Source organism: Emticicia sp. C21 (assembly GCF_003418935.1).
Taxonomy (GTDB): Bacteria; Bacteroidota; Bacteroidia; order Cytophagales; family Spirosomataceae; genus Emticicia.
Genome location: NZ_QVMT01000007.1, coordinates 181,319 through 196,027 on the forward strand (window position 1 = coordinate 181,319; position 14,709 = coordinate 196,027).

Genomic DNA, 14,709 nt, shown 5'->3' on the forward strand with positions numbered 1-14,709 from the left:
AGCTCGCCTTTAGAGGCGATCTGCCGCTGCGTTCGAGGGCAGTTGCTGCGCGTTGTTACTCCGTCTTCAAACTCTTCACCGGATTCACCAAAGCGGCTTTGATAGTCTGGTAACTGACCGTCAGTACAGCAATAGAAATTGCTAACATTCCTGCTAAAATAAAAATCCACCAGGATAAATCTATTCTGTAAGCAAAGTCATGTAGCCATTGGCTCATCACATAACCGGCAACAGGCGAAGCAATCAGAATCGAAATCAGAATTAGCTTAAGGAAATTCGCCAATAATAAGGAAACAATACTACTAATAGAAGCTCCTAACACTTTTCGGACACCTATTTCCTTGGTGCGTTGATGGGTTGCAAAAGCAGCTAAACCAAATAAACCCAGACAGGAAATAAATATTGCCAGACCTGCAAAAATTCCAAATAGTTGCCCGATTCTTTGTTCGGCTTGATACATGCTATTAAATCTTTCATCCAAGAAAGAATACACAAAAGGATTGTCAGTCTGCCCTTTCCACAATTTTTCAATATTATAGAGCAAAGTTGGTATATCGTCAGTCTTTATGCGTAAAGCCAATTGAGCATTATCTCCTCCGTAAAACATTATTAAAGGAGCAATATTCTGGTGCATAGTTTCAAAATGAAAATCTTTGATTACACCAACAATGGTATATTTCTTTTTACTTCCATCTGAGCCGTCTCCTGTCAGAGAAACTTGTTCACCAATCGGGTTCTTAAACCCATAGGCCTTAGCAGCCGCTTCATTTATTAGAATAGCCGAATTATCTGTAGGAAATGTCTTCGAAAAATTTCGTCCCTGTGCTATTTTCATTCCTAGTGTAGGCAAATAATCTTCGTCGATATAATAGCTTTTAGTGCGGTGAGTAACGATGCGTTCTCCATTCTTTACCTGTACTCCATCCACACTTTTACGGGAGATACCAGCCGGTAAAAATCCTGCTAACGATACTCTGACAACCGGAGATAGTTTAGCCAATTCATTTTTAAAAGCGTTTACCTTCTCTCCTAAAACCTGCGTTTCGTGCAGGACTAATACCTGTTCTTTGTCAAAACCCACTTTCTTATTCTGCATAAATTTTAATTGCTGATTGGCAACGATAGTAGCTATAATAATACCAATCGATATAGCAAACTGACCTGTAACTAAGGTATTACGCAGCCAACCACTCCGGAAGCCGGCTTGAACTTTTCCCTTAAGAACCGTAATAGGCTTAAACGATGATAGTACAAAAGCCGGATAGCTACCTGCTAATAAGCCAATTGCTAAACATCCGATGATAGTTCCTCCTAATACGCGGCAATTGAAAATTGAGCTTAGGGTGAAGACTTTTCCGGTTAAATCATTAAAGTTGGGCAACAGCAAAATAACTAATCCAAACGCAAGTAGTAATGCCAGAAAAGTCACCAAAACAGATTCTGTCAGAAACTGCCCAACTAACTGTGTTTGAACAGAACCTAAAACCTTACGTATACCTACTTCTTTAGAACGCCCTGCTGAGCCTGCCGTAGATAGATTCATGAAGTTAACACAAGCCAGAAGCAAAATAAAGAACGCGATTACTGAAAAAATATACACATATTTTATATCGCTATTGGCTTCTATCTCATCATCCAGATTAGAGTACAAATGAATATCCGTTACTCTCTGAAAAGGGAACCCAAATTGATTACCTTTTTTCAGAAATTCAGCAAAGCTCAACCCAAAAAACTCCTTGATTTCTGTAGAAACATATTTATTAACTAATGCCTCACTTTGGGCCTCTAATTGCTTGATAGAATAACCCTCCCGAAGTACCACATAAGTATGTGCGCCACTGGCTAACCATTTTGTACCTCCGTTGACAGACTTAAAAGAGCCTAGCATATCGTAATGAAAATGCGTATTGGAGGGAATATCTTCACAGACGCCTGTTACCTGAAAAAGGCCCAGGTTACCCATCGTGAGGGTTTTGCCGATGGGGTCAGCCATGCCAAAATATTTTCTGGCGGTTGTTTCTGTTAATACTACTGTTTTAGGGTCTATCAATGCTTTTGCAGGGTTACCCTTGACCATTCGAATAGAGAAAAACGAAAAGAAATTCGGTTCAGCAAATGCTACCTTTTCTTCCTTGAAAACATCTTTGCCATTTTTAACAAGCAAACCACCATCATTGCGAATACGGGTCATAGCCTCAATACCCGGGAAGTCTCGTAATAAAGCCTCCCCTGCCGGTTCAGAAGTATAAGCCAGCTTAATTTTTTTTTCGTCCATTCTTCCATGCAAGGTCATTCTATACATCCGGTCTGAATGGGCGTGGTAGCGGTCATAGCTTAGTTCGTGCGTTACAAAAAGGACAATCAACAGGCATGAGGCCATTCCTACAGCTAATCCAAGAATATTGATAGCCGTAAAACCTTTGTGCCGCAATAAATTGCGAAAAGCGATGGTCAGATAGTTTGACAACATGTCTTTAAATGATGGATTAGAATTTTGGTTGTAATAGCTATTAGTCTTTCTTCTTCTGAAAAAAAAGGGTGTCAGGCAATGCAGTGCCGACCATATATATTCTCGACGGGCGCGCTTCAAACCTATTTGAACTACTCGTTTTTGAAAGTGCTCATATAAGTCTCCCTGTATATATTCTAACAGATGAGGCGCAACAAACCACTCCAATAATCTGTCAACCCATCGGGGAGGTTCTTGTGGATAGGACTGGTGGTCTGATAAATGTTCTCGTTGCTTTTTCATAGGAGTTGTGTTAATGGTTAGGACAAATCCAGTTTAGCTAAAAGCGGGCGTTTGCTTTCAGGAATGGACTGCCAGAGTCGGCTGCGTGTTTCTTGTATTTCCCGTAATGCTTGTCCACCCGCAGCAGTTAAAGCAAACAGGCGCTTGCTCCTCCCTCCCCTCTGTGCTGTAGCCCCTCCTACCGATGAAGATAGAAAACCTTTTTCTTCTAATCGGTAAAGGGTTGTATGCACTGCGCTGATGGTAAAGTCCCGGCCAGTCTGCTCTTGTAATTGTTCCAGCACAGGTACACCATACACTTCTTCAGTGCTGGCCGCAACTACCAGAAGCACCAGTTCTTCTAACTCTCCCAGTATCGTTTTTTTCATAGAAATTTATAAATGATTGATTAGATACAATATTGTAAATCAAATCACGTGCCATATCTAAAAACCATCATTTAAAGCGTCTGTGCGTACATTTCAAAGAATAAGACTGTCCAGAAACGGACAAATTATCGTCCAGAAGTGGACATAGGAGGTTAGATTCTTGAGTTCTGGTATATAAACAAAAAACGAGTTACACTTATTTTGTGCAACTCGTTTTCTTTTGTTTCAGACGAGAATCGAACCCGTACGATTCAAAAGTCCTTTATGTTATTTATTACTGATTAAATCGCAAAGGATTCTTTCAGATTCGCTTAATATTAGATCTCTGTCTTTACCGTCTTTTTCTCCGGTACTCAACTTGTTAACGGCACTTCTGTGTTTCTCGTTTTCATCTCTTTCCTGTTTGCGTTTCGCTTCGTTTAAAGAAACCACAGTGATGTCTTTTGTCTTACGGTATTCGGCCAGATCTGCTACCAATTGTTTCATAGCAGGGTCAGAGTTTAAACGCTCATTATATTTCTCTTGTAACTTAGCGATAACTTTCTCGTTGATAATATTAGTTTTCTCGTAAGTCGAAGTATTAATCTGGTCGAATGGTAAAGCCGTTGGCTGAGAGCTTTCTCCCATTTCTTCCGGGTCAAAAGGACTTGGAAGAACAATATCAGCTGATACTCCTTTACGTTGTGTACTATTACCAGTTACACGGTAGAATTTCTCAGTAGTTAATTTCAACTGACCGTATTTTTCTTTCTGATCAAAACCTACATTAGCTGATGCTTTTTTATCTGTAGAAGCAGTACGTGGCGACAATAAGAACTGGTCCAAATCAACCAATTGTTGAACAGTACCTTTACCAAAAGATTTTTCACCTACAATTAACCCACGTTTATAATCCTGAATAGCACCTGCAAAAATCTCTGATGCCGAAGCACTGAAACGGTTCTGAAGAATTACTAATGGACCATTATAAACCAGTTCCGGGTCAGTATCGCTTTCTACATCTACTCCCCCATTATTATCACGGCGTTGTACTACCGGGCCTTTGTTAATGAACAAACCTGTCAGATTAATCGCTTCTGTCAACGAACCACCGCCATTGTTTCTCAAATCAATTACAACACCCTCTACACCTTTGGCTTTAAAATCGTCCAGGAATCTTTTTACGTCTTTGGTAGTACTTTGAAAATCTCCACCTTTACGGGCATCTTCAAAGTCCCGGTAAAACATCGGAATATCAATCACTCCCAGTTTATAGTCTTTACCATTATGTTTAACAGGTACAACCTCACCTTTGGCAACAGCCTCTTCCAGTTTTACTTTTTCACGTACCAATCTCAATTCTTTAGTAGCAGAACCTGCAGGCGCGTCGCCCGGTAATAAACGGATACGTACCACTGTTCCTTTAGTACCTCTGATTAGCTTCACGGCATCGTCTGTCAACCAACCCACAATATCCTGCCATGCTCCATTATCACCTTGTGATACTGCCACAATTCGGTCGTTTTTCACGGCTTTACCATCTTTAAACAATGGTCCACCTGGAATCACCTCTGCAATAGTTACATAGTCACCCTCATTTTTCAAAGAAGCACCAATACCTTCTACCGACTGGCTCATTTCAATATTAAATTGTGCCGCCGTACTTGGAATCATATAGTTGGTATGCGGGTCAATACTTTCAGAGAATGAGTTCATGAAAGATTGGAATACATCTTCTGAACGCCATTTAGCAATTCTCGACTCCCAGCGTTTGTAACGGTCTTTCAGGGTGGCTGTAATAGCGCTGTCTTTACTTCCACTCAATTTCAAATCTAATACCTGACTTTTTACAATTTTACGCCAAACATCATCTAATTCTGCTTCTGATGTTGCCCATGGAGCTTTATCTCTGTCGGTTTCAAAAGTTTCATCACTTGCAAAATCAAAAGGCTTGTCAAGCAAAGTCATGATTTTGTCATATCGGTCTTTATATCTCTTTCTGAAAAGATTAAACACTTCAAAAGGAGCCGTCAAATCACCCTCCAATAAATCTTCGTCGATACCATAACGGTATTTTTCAAAAGACTCAACATCTGCTTTTGTAAAATAGGAATGCCCCCCATCAACATCTTTGAGGAAATTATCCCACACTTTTGAGGAAAAATTATCATCCAGTTTGAATTTTTGATAGTGATGATAACTCAAAAACTGTGTAGCAAATTGCTCCACCTGTTCTTGTGTGCGAGTAGGGATTAACTCCTTATAGCCATACGTTGGCGCGGTAGATGCCTTGGTATTCTGAGCCTTATTCTCAAAGCACCCGAAAAGCCCTGTCAGGGTGAATAGGACTAATATTTTTTTCATAATTTCTAGCATAATAACCCCATCCCCTAAAGGAGAGTTTTGATTTAAAATATGACAACTCTGTTAAATTATATGCCTTAAAAAGCTATTTGTAAGCGAATTACTAAATTGTTAACAATTATCAAACCGATATAGTTGCCTATTTTATAATCTCTCTCCTACAATGCTCTTATATTATTTTACTATATCTATCAACTCCAGATCAAAAATCAATACCTGATTTGGGCCAATGCTTGGCGGACCTTGTGGACCGTAAGCTAAATTTGCCGGAATAAATACTTTCCATTTAGAACCAACCGGCATTATCTGTAATATTTCCTGCCAACCTTGTATCACCTGTGTTACACCAAACTCTGCAGGCTCACCTCTTTGTACTGAACTATCAAAAATTGTTCCATCAATCGTTGTTCCATGATAGTGTACTTTTACTTTATCAGTCGCCACAGGTTTTGCTCCTGTTCCTTCTTTTACCACCTGATATTGCAGGCCACTTGGTAAAGTTATGATTCCAGCTTTTGATTTATTTGTAGCCAGAAATGCGTCTCCGGCTTTTTGATTCGAAGCAGCTTTTTTCATGGATTCATTCTGGAAATAGCCTTGTATATAAGCATTGGCTGCACCTGGCTCTAAAGCTGTTTGCTTGCCACTTAATATGTCGTTAATTGCACTTGCCAACAAATCTGTATTACATTTGATATTCTGTTGTTTCAGATTGGCTCCGATATTCATCCCGATAGCATAGCTTAATGAATCTAAAGTATTTTTCATCGGGCCACTTGTATTTGCCGCAACTGATTTAGGAGCTGCTGGTTTTGCTGCTGCCGCAGGAGCCTTTTTAACTGGAGTTTTGGGAGTTTGTGCTACAGCAAATTGTGCGGTAAATAAACTAAGGGAAAGGGCCACTATAATTTTCTTCATTTTTAGAAACGCTGTTTTTTAGAAATTTGTTAAGAGTAACAAATAAACGTACTTTTAGCTGAAAAATTAGACGTGTTTGAAAAAAAACTATAAAAAATATTAATTTTCCTTAAATTTTAAGAATTTTTAACATGGCTTTAAGCTTAGAAGAAATCAGGCGATATGACAGGCAAATACTCCTGCCCGAACTGGGTTTAGAGGGCCAGGAAATGTTGAAACAAGCCAAAGTTCTAATGATTGGTTGCGGCGGATTGGGTAGTCCTGTATTGTTGTATTTAGCTGCAGCTGGCGTTGGCACATTAGGAATTGTTGAAGATGATACCATTGCTCTGAGTAATCTGCAAAGACAGATTCTATATTCGTCGGATAAGGTAGGATTATCAAAATTGCAGGAAGCTGAAAACCGCTTAAAGGAACTAAATCCCTCGGTTACGATTCATAAGTATGAAACTCGCCTTACTTCTGCTAATGCCTTAGCTATTATCAAAGACTACGATATTGTAGTTGATGGCACAGATAATTTCCCGACACGCTACTTGGTAAATGATGCTTGTGTGATATTGAATAAGCCTTTTGTTTATGGAGCTATTCATCGGTTTGAGGGACAAGTTGCTGTATTTAATTATCAAGGTTCTTCTACCTACCGCGATTTATTTCCAACCCCTCCCCCACCCGAGCAGGCACCCAATTGTGCTGAAGCTGGTGTATTAGGCGTATTGCCCGGCATTATTGGCTCTATGCAGGCATTAGAAGCCATTAAGGTTATTGCTGAAATTGGCGAACCATTGGTAGGGAAATTATTAATGCTTGATACGCTATCGATGCAAAGCAGAATGCTTAAAATACCTAAAATACCTGGTGCATTAAAAATAGACAAGCTGATAGATTATGAATTGTTTTGTGGTGTTAGTGCCGTAAATAAAGAAAACGATGAAATAAATTATGACGAGTATCTTACTTTAGTGGCTAACGCTAAGTACGGTAAAGAATCATCCTTTCAATTAATTGATGTAAGGGAACAATACGAGTTCAATACCTATAATATAGGAGGTGAATTAATGCCATTTTCTGAATTAGAAAAACATATTCCTAAAATAAGAAGAGATAAAACTGTAATCATTCATTGCCAGAGCGGTATCAGAAGTCGCAGAGCTATAAATTTATTAAGAGAACAATATGGGTATACAAATCTGCTTAATTTTGCAGGAGGCTTAAATGCTATGTCGGATGCCCCTAACCGATACGTCGGACCGCCCTAAAGGGGAATTTTTATTGACTTATACCTCATAGTTAGACAAATGGCACATTCATTTATGAAAGAGGAGATATTAGAAAAAGTAAAAGAAATTATAGAAAAACGAATGGACACCTCCTGGCAAGCCATGGAAGCAGCGAAAAATTCGGCCAATGAAGAGGGAAAAAGTTCTGCTGGGGATAAATATGAAACTGCCCGGGCAATGGGACAAATAGACCGCGAAATGAATGGCAGAATGTACGAACAAGCTCGTCTGGAAAGATTAACTTTAGAAAAAATAAACCCTCAGATTACCCAACCAAATGTGGGCTTAGGTTCAATGGTTAAAACAACGATGGGTGATTTTTTTGTAGCCGTCGGTGCAGGCATTGTAGCCTTAAATGGTAAGAATGTTATGGTTATCTCTCCCCAAGCTCCAATTGGTCAGATATTAATAGGTAAAGCTGCTCAGGAAGCTTTTGAGTTTAGGGGGAAAAGGTATATGATTGAATCTATCGAGTGATATTCCAATTAAGTAAGTTACTGATTGAGTGATTAAATTATAACTATTTTAATTGATAGAATATCTAAATGAGTAATGCTAATAATAGCTCAAGAAAATAATCACTCAATCATACATTCACTAAATCACTCAATTTTACTTCACCACCCATTGTAATACTTTCGATAAGGGCTTGGCATAGAGGGTATACCAACGTGGTGTAAGACCATTCATTGTCCAGGCACGACGGTCTTCTTTGTTGGCTCTGATTCGGTTCTTAAGAGATGCGTTACTTGTTCCTCCGGTACGCATTTTCATCAATACTTCTGGAATATAAAAGGAAGAAACGTTGTGTTTATATAACATGCGGAGCATTAATTCATAATCACCTGCACTTCTGAAAGAAGTATCATACAAGCCATAGGCATCATACGCCGATTTTTTTAGAAAAAAAGCCGTGTGCGGAGGCATCCAACCCATCAGAAAATTCTTTTTGTCGTATTTGCCTGATTTCCAGTTGCGCACTACCTTATTGACATCTTCGTTATCTACATAATATAAATCTCCATATACTGAGTCAGCTTTTGATTCCTGAAAGGCTTTTGCTACTTTAGAAATCACCTGATTATCCGGATAAAAATCATCAGAACCCATAATGCCTACTACCTCTCCTGTAGCCATTGCTACACCCTTACTCATGGCTTCATAGATACCACTATCCCTCTCAGATACCCACTTGATTTTATCACCATATGATTTCAGAATGTCTACCGTGCCATCTTTTGAAGCACCATCAGCAACGATGTATTCAATATCCGGATAATCTTGAGAAAGTACACTCTCAATAGTATCGCGGATAGTAGCGGCAGAATTGTAAGCGGCAGTAACAATTGAAATCTTCATGAAGTGATGTCAGATTTTAGGATTTACTCTGTTTAGAGGAGATTATGATTTACGTGACAAAAATACAAAAGACAAACATAGAAAAGGAGTTTTTCGGCTACTTTGTTCTTTACAACCCATAAAAACGAGTAGCGTTTTCTCCAAAAAGTTTATCTTTTTCGGTTTTACTCAATTTATTAAAATAAGATTGCACAATAGATAATTGTTCTTCATAAGTACCTGCTACTAAGCAAACAGGCCAGTCGGAACCATACATGATTCTATCAGTACCGAAAAACTCTAACGCCATATCCAGATAAATATAAAAATCTTCTTTTTTCCATTTGTGCCAATCAGTTTCTGTTACCATACCTGAAATCTTGCAGAATACATGCTCATGTTGCGCAATCTCTTTCATATAATTCGACCATTTACTGATTTCTTTATTTTTAATATCCGGCTTGGCAATATGATCTATCACAAACTTGTTATCAGGACATTCACGAACCAGATGCAAGGCATCTTTTAATTGTTTCGGATAAATCAATATATCATAGGTGTAGTCAAAATCTACTAATTTCTTTACTCCTTTAACAAAACTATCGTGCTGCATAAAGCCCAAGGGCTCACCTTGCACAATATGTCTGAAACCTTTCAGTTTGTTAAATTGCTTAAAATAACTCAAGCGTTCCCATAAATTTTCGGCTCTTAAATCAACCCAGCCCACTACTCCTTTGATGAAATCATATAAATCGGCAAATTTCAGAAAATCATCATTCTCTTGCTCAGTCTGATTCACTTGCACCAACACACAGCCATCAAATCCATTCTTTTGTAAAATGGGTTCTAAATCAGCAGGTAAAAAATCACGCTGGATGGCTTTCATTGAATCATCAATCCAGGCATAATCTGCTGCATTATAATACCAGAAATGTTGGTGTGCATCAATAGTCATTGAAATCAAGAGTTAGGATAGATTAATAGATAAAATTTTGTATGCCGAAAAAACAAATCTGCAAAATCAATAACCAACGTGCAATCGGGTTGTCTTTTCTGAATCTCATACTATGAAATAAAGTTAGCAAAACCGCTGAAACGATAAACCAGGCTATATAATTCTCAATGGGAGGATTTGCTTCTTTCCACGACCACATATTTAAGCGAATGGCAACAGGCTCAACCAGGAAATCGAGCATGGTCATTAGCAAAGCACCATAGAGTACTTTAATATAAATAGGTTTAGACGTTTGGCAAAAAGAGCTACCAACACAGTAAACTAATAAAAGCCAGTTTACACCTATAACAGGTGGCACTTCCAGAATCTTAAAGCCTAATGTCGTTTCATATTGATACTCTCCAAATATAACTCCAGTTTTTACACCTGCTAACTCTATAAAAAAACCAGTAAGAAAGGTAATGACACAAAATATGATAAAACTACGGTTCCATTGTTGATGGAAATAAAGCAGGATACCCAATGAGACCAGCAGATTAAAAGGTGTAAGCCATTGAAAGAGATGTGTTGTTTGCGGGATATTCAGGCCTATTAACCCGGCTATATACATCGCTGTGAGTAAGACTAAATAAGATATAGGGTTAGTCGAGTTATTTTTAAATAGCATTAGTATGATATTTTACCAATCCATCAATAGGAGTTACCAATATATTTCCGATTTGCAGTTTTTTACTTTCAGCTAATTCTCTCAAAATCTCCTTATAGTAAAACCCGATAGACCCCACAAAATTAAGTTTTACCTCAAAACACATCGGATATTTGAGAATATATTTCTCAAAAAATAGTCTGAAAGAATCCCCTACTAAATCATGGCAAAACTGATCTTGCACATTATCTGAGATAAACTTGGCAAATGTGGCAAAGTATCTGTTTGGAAATGGCTTGTAGTAAGCATTATCTAAAACCATCAGCCTATCCATTGCGCCATACTGTGCTTCAAATAGTTGTCTGATATTGGCAGGCATTTCTTTATGAAGATAAGCTAATAGCAGAGATTTCCCCAGGTGTCCTCCACTTCCCTCATCACCTAACCAGAAACCTAAAGGTGGTACCTGAAAGGCAATTTTTTCTCCATCGAAATAACACGAATTAGAGCCTGTACCTAAAATGCAACCTATCCCCTCCTGATGCCCACAGGAAGCTCTTGCAGCACCGAGAACATCGCTTTGCACATCTATATGTTCAATTTCTTTAAAAACTTTCAGAATGGCTGTTCTTAATACAGCTGCTTTTTCATCATTGGTAATACCTGTACCATAATAAAAAACCTGTGTGATTCTATCGTTGCAATGAGGTACCAGGCTGGTCTGCAGTTCAGTAGCTATAGAATTGGCATCCTGATAATAGGGACTAAAACCCACGGTCTGGGTTTGCCCTACAATCTTGTTTCCATCTACAATTCGCCAATCTGTTTTGGTTGAACCACTGTCTGCAATTAATATCATCTTTTATAATTTAGTGAATGAATGATTTAGTGATTGTGTGAATAAGGAAAATATATAAATTGTCAACAAAGATTAAAATCGCTGATAATAAATACGCATTAATCACACATTCACTAAATTCTTAAAACCCACCCTGCCCATAGGTCTGGCGGCGGCGGCTTACTTTCAACTCTTGTAATAAAGTACTTCTTACACGCAAATCGAATGAATAGTTGCTTGCACGAAGGTTATTTCCGGCAATAGGTGTCCAATTGAAACTCATATCCCAGCAGTGCAATTCTCTATGTAAACTGATATTTGTTAAAGTAGCTGCTTTAAATTGAAAATCCCAACCAGTGTTAAAGCCTACTTTCCATTTGGGTGTAAGGCTAAAATCCCCCTGCACCGTAACTGCTTGCGTTATCTGGGCATCTGCCAACCCTTGCTTATTATAGTTAAGGTTATAGCTCAAACTCAAAGTCCATGGAATTGAGAAATCGACATATAATTCAGGATTGGCCGCTACAAATTTCTTCATGGCATCCATCGCGGGGTCTGTCGATTTTGTTTCTCTTGGCTTCGCTTTTGATTTATCAAAAGTTTCAGGAGATAAACGGGTAGCAATAGCAATGTTTGCCGAACGCAAAGTAGCCAGATTACTCAAACTGAATTTTCCGGCTTCGGCTACTTTATAAAAACGTGTGATACGACCAGCCGGATTCAAAGCCCTTAGCTCTGCTGTATTTTCAGGTCTATAATAATACGGGTCAAAACTGCCTGAAAAGTTAAGGTTGATTAAGTTTTTAAACAAGTTCGTATTAGCCGACATACTAATATTCGATAGGTTCATTGAGTCGCCTAAAGCTAATAAATTGTAACTTCCATTGATACCAAAATTATCCAGGAGAGAAATCTTTTCAAAAGCTTTGGCAGCAGTGTCAGATTTTGACCTGATTTTAGCTTCTAACTGATTGGTTATACCAAATCCGATACTACCGGATGCTCCGGCTGATGCCCCTAAAGTAGGATACCTAGCTAGTAGCTTATTGATAGCTGTGCGAGTAATTACGCCATTAACAGTATCCTGATCGATGCGTACTACTTTATAATCAAAAAGATTCTTGGTAAAATCAGGTGCATAGCTGACGCTGATAGATGGCGCTAAAGTGTGTCTGATAGCCTGTAGACGTCCTTTACCCTTAAACTGATAAGTTCCATATACACGGGTATTCATGCTCCCCGAAACTGATGTCTGGTAAGTAGGGAAAAGGCCTTTTACCGTATCTATTCTTACGGCATTCTCACTTTCGATATATTTGTAGCTGAGTGATTGTGTAAAAATATCACCTCGCAAAGAAACACTTGGCGTGAAGTTGATATATCGTGCAATCTTGAAGTTAGGCAAAGTGATAGGCAAAGAGTATGTTGTACGGAACTGTCCGTCAGCCAATATATCACTCAAAGCATCTAAGCTATTAATTTTTCTTACATTGTTTAGTCTCTCCTGTAATGCTTTTTGTCTGGCACGATCTTCTTCTGATAAAGTTAATGGATTGGCATCACGGAGTCTTATTTCTTCATTGGTTAATGGCTTCGCTTCAATTGACTCATAGCTACCGTCACCCAATTGGCGAACAATTTTGTATTCTGAATAACTGGTAATACTGTTTACTTTACTATTGGTGGCCTGATACCCTCCATTCACATTGAATCCTACTCTGAAAGATTCAAACCAGCGGCCTATCATCTTTTTCTCAGGTACAAATGGATTAAACTGGTTGACACCGATGCTATAGTTTAATGAGGCATCCATTTGCCCGGTAGTAAAGTTTTGTGAAATATTCAAACCTCCACTTGTTACCACTTTCTGTGCAAACGTACGGCCAAACTGGATAGAAGAGTTTGAACTACTACTCAGATAGTTACTTACATCAACCGTATTCACGTTATTGCGGTTAAAGCCGTTACTTCTCAGGTTTACCGAAGAAGAGAAACTTCTATCCGAGCGCTTATTGGCTGGTGAGTGCGACCAGTTTAAGCTAAAGTCTTTAGCGGCAGATTGCGAAGCATCAGGATCAAGTACTTCGGCTACAGGTTTATTATAATTATACTGAAAACTTAAATTCCCTGCATATTTATAACGTTTGGAATAGCTTGACTGAATACCCACACCATAGCTACCTTTTGAATATATCTGTGCCAATATCTTTGCCCCGATGTTTTCGCTGATAGCAAAATAATAACCGAAGTCGCGAAAGTAGAAACCACGGTTGCGGGGTTCTTCTCCATAAGACCCCATAATAATTCCCGAGGTACCAATTTCTTTCTTTTTGGGAACTGGGAAGAAGCCAAAGGGCAGCCCAATAGGCAATGGTATTCCACTCAACACAAAATTAAATGGCCCCGAAATGATCTGCTTCTTATTAACTAGTTTGATTTTTCGGGCAGCTATATGAAAATGCGGCTCTTTCAGGTTACAGGTAGTGTATTTCGCATGCACCAGATAAAGGTTATCATCAGGGTCTTTTTTTACTTTTTCACCTTGCACAAAACCCTCTCCCTGTTGTGTGACTATATTCTTGATAATCGCCTTTCGGGATTTAAAGTTATAGCGGATAGTATCCGTATTATACTTGTCTCCACTCTGCGAAAAAATAGGCTTACCTTTTACTTTTTCACCTTGCTTGGTTGTATCTGGCGAGCCGTGGGCAAAAATCTCATTCCTACCCCAGTCTAATCTGATGTAATCGGCTTCTAATTCAATATCTCCATAAGTAACTTTGGCTTGCCCGTACAGGTGTACAGTCTTACCATCTACCTCCATTACTGTTGAATCCTGTGCGGTATATTTTACAGTTGATTGCAGGCTGCTGTCTTTACTCTTCAGGGAGTCAGGTATAACCACTTTAACGGTATCCTGCTTTTCGGCAAAGAGTTTATTACCCGTTATGGTACGGGTTTTTCTGGTATTTTCAGGGAGAGGTTGTCCAAAGCCGTTGTTCCCTCCTGTGCTGTTACCCGCACGTCGGAGTGGGTCTATCGACGGGAACTGTGCAAAGGCTGAAACACTAAAAAACAAACTACAGACAAGTAGGAAAAACTTCAAGCGATTATGACAATTTAAAGAATTATAACCAAAAACATATCGACTTACAAGTGGGTTTACTAAAAGATTATATTTTAAGTCGCCTCAAAAATAGTACTTTTGTAAACAAATTCGTTCTAATAGCTCTATAACGATTAGTCGTGGCACAAAATTAGCTTATTAATA

General features: G+C 38.7%; 11 protein-coding genes. 2 read left to right on the top strand and 9 right to left on the bottom strand.

The features are described from left to right. Positions 1-55 precede the first annotated feature (55 nt). From D0T08_RS17345 to D0T08_RS17360, 4 genes are all read right to left on the bottom strand, one after another. Complete coding sequence (locus tag D0T08_RS17345; protein ID WP_116983936.1) at positions 56-2,752, bottom strand: ABC transporter permease; 2,697 nt, start codon at positions 2,750-2,752, stop codon at positions 56-58. Between the two features lie 17 nt (positions 2,753-2,769). Beyond that, the gene (locus tag D0T08_RS17350) at positions 2,770-3,120 is read right to left on the bottom strand and encodes a PadR family transcriptional regulator (protein WP_116983937.1); all 351 of its coding nucleotides are present in this window, start codon (positions 3,118-3,120) and stop codon (positions 2,770-2,772) included. A gap of 267 nt (positions 3,121-3,387) precedes the next feature. After that, the gene (locus D0T08_RS17355; protein WP_229238982.1) at positions 3,388-5,463 is read right to left on the bottom strand and encodes a carboxy terminal-processing peptidase; all 2,076 of its coding nucleotides are present in this window, start codon (positions 5,461-5,463) and stop codon (positions 3,388-3,390) included. Between the two features lie 174 nt (positions 5,464-5,637). Continuing rightward, complete coding sequence (locus D0T08_RS17360) at positions 5,638-6,381, bottom strand: FKBP-type peptidyl-prolyl cis-trans isomerase (RefSeq protein WP_116983939.1); 744 nt, start codon at positions 6,379-6,381, stop codon at positions 5,638-5,640. A 131-nt stretch (positions 6,382-6,512) separates the two neighbouring features. On the opposite strand from D0T08_RS17360, the gene moeB reads away from it, so the two are divergent. Both moeB and D0T08_RS17370 read left to right on the top strand, forming a co-directional pair. Next, positions 6,513-7,640: a molybdopterin-synthase adenylyltransferase MoeB gene (gene moeB, locus D0T08_RS17365; protein WP_116983940.1), complete on the top strand. Its 1,128-nt coding sequence runs from the start codon at positions 6,513-6,515 to the stop codon at positions 7,638-7,640. 39 nt (positions 7,641-7,679) lie between these two features. Further along, positions 7,680-8,138 (top strand): transcription elongation factor, encoded by a 459-nt coding sequence (locus D0T08_RS17370; protein ID WP_229238983.1) that lies wholly within the window; start codon positions 7,680-7,682, stop codon positions 8,136-8,138. 135 nt (positions 8,139-8,273) lie between these two features. Here D0T08_RS17370 and D0T08_RS17375 read toward each other — a convergent pair whose 3' ends face one another. From D0T08_RS17375 to D0T08_RS17395, 5 genes are all read right to left on the bottom strand, one after another. Continuing rightward, entirely contained in the window at positions 8,274-9,020 is a 747-nt protein-coding gene (locus D0T08_RS17375; RefSeq protein WP_116983941.1) for a glycosyltransferase family 2 protein, read from the bottom strand. Positions 9,021-9,129: 109 nt separating this feature from the next. Further along, a complete protein-coding gene (locus D0T08_RS17380) occupies positions 9,130-9,954 on the bottom strand; it encodes an amidohydrolase (RefSeq protein WP_116983942.1) in 825 nt (274 codons plus the stop codon). Positions 9,955-9,976: 22 nt separating this feature from the next. Further along, positions 9,977-10,621, bottom strand: coding sequence for a carotenoid biosynthesis protein (locus D0T08_RS17385; RefSeq protein WP_116983943.1), 645 nt, complete (start codon positions 10,619-10,621; stop codon positions 9,977-9,979). After that, a complete protein-coding gene (locus D0T08_RS17390) occupies positions 10,611-11,459 on the bottom strand; it encodes an N-acetylglucosamine kinase (protein WP_116983944.1) in 849 nt (282 codons plus the stop codon). The genes D0T08_RS17385 and D0T08_RS17390 overlap by 11 nt, the downstream gene beginning before the upstream one ends. 121 nt (positions 11,460-11,580) lie before the next feature. Beyond that, positions 11,581-14,544, bottom strand: coding sequence for a putative LPS assembly protein LptD (locus tag D0T08_RS17395; protein ID WP_147322793.1), 2,964 nt, complete (start codon positions 14,542-14,544; stop codon positions 11,581-11,583). Between the last annotated feature and the right edge of the window lie 165 nt (positions 14,545-14,709).

Coding starts and splice junctions, on each gene's coding strand:
- D0T08_RS17375 (WP_116983941.1), bottom strand. CDS start 9,020: ATGAAGATTTCAATTGTTACTGCCGCTTACAATTCTGCCGCTACTATC.
- D0T08_RS17355 (WP_229238982.1), bottom strand. CDS start 5,463: ATGAAAAAAATATTAGTCCTATTCACCCTGACAGGGCTTTTCGGGTGC.
- moeB (WP_116983940.1), top strand. CDS start 6,513: ATGGCTTTAAGCTTAGAAGAAATCAGGCGATATGACAGGCAAATACTC.
- D0T08_RS17380 (WP_116983942.1), bottom strand. CDS start 9,954: ATGACTATTGATGCACACCAACATTTCTGGTATTATAATGCAGCAGAT.
- D0T08_RS17350 (WP_116983937.1), bottom strand. CDS start 3,120: ATGAAAAAAACGATACTGGGAGAGTTAGAAGAACTGGTGCTTCTGGTA.
- D0T08_RS17390 (WP_116983944.1), bottom strand. CDS start 11,459: ATGATATTAATTGCAGACAGTGGTTCAACCAAAACAGATTGGCGAATT.
- D0T08_RS17360 (WP_116983939.1), bottom strand. CDS start 6,381: ATGAAGAAAATTATAGTGGCCCTTTCCCTTAGTTTATTTACCGCACAA.
- D0T08_RS17345 (WP_116983936.1), bottom strand. CDS start 2,752: ATGAAAAAGCAACGAGAACATTTATCAGACCACCAGTCCTATCCACAA.
- D0T08_RS17370 (WP_229238983.1), top strand. CDS start 7,680: ATGGCACATTCATTTATGAAAGAGGAGATATTAGAAAAAGTAAAAGAA.
- D0T08_RS17385 (WP_116983943.1), bottom strand. CDS start 10,621: ATGCTATTTAAAAATAACTCGACTAACCCTATATCTTATTTAGTCTTA.